This is a genomic window from Psychrobacter sp. 16-MNA-CIBAN-0192 (assembly GCF_040309565.1).
Taxonomy (GTDB): Bacteria; Pseudomonadota; Gammaproteobacteria; order Pseudomonadales; family Moraxellaceae; genus Psychrobacter.
Map to the genome: position 1 here is coordinate 1 of NZ_JBEOOX010000457.1, position 256 is coordinate 256.

Annotated in this window: 1 protein-coding gene; it reads right to left on the bottom strand. The window is 43.8% G+C overall.

The features are described from left to right. The coding region (locus tag AAEY78_RS13950; protein WP_352339970.1) for a DUF1826 domain-containing protein at nt 1-256 on the bottom strand (256 nt) is incomplete at both ends.

A 256-nucleotide genomic window follows, 5' to 3' on the forward strand; every position in this document is an offset into this window, starting at 1 on the left:
ACCCAAATGCGCTCTGACAACATGCGCTTCATGCAACCACTCACTGCCAACACCCGCGTAAGTAGACACCAATCGACAAGGAATTTTATCAACATGAAAACGAGGACACATCGCATTGGATAATGCCGTTAAACGCAATCCAACGTTATCAAGGTCGAACAAACACGCAAACATATCGACCAACAGCGCGATATCTTTTAAAAATGCTTCTTTGCCTGGAAAATCCGGCAAGACACGATGTAATAACACCTCTATT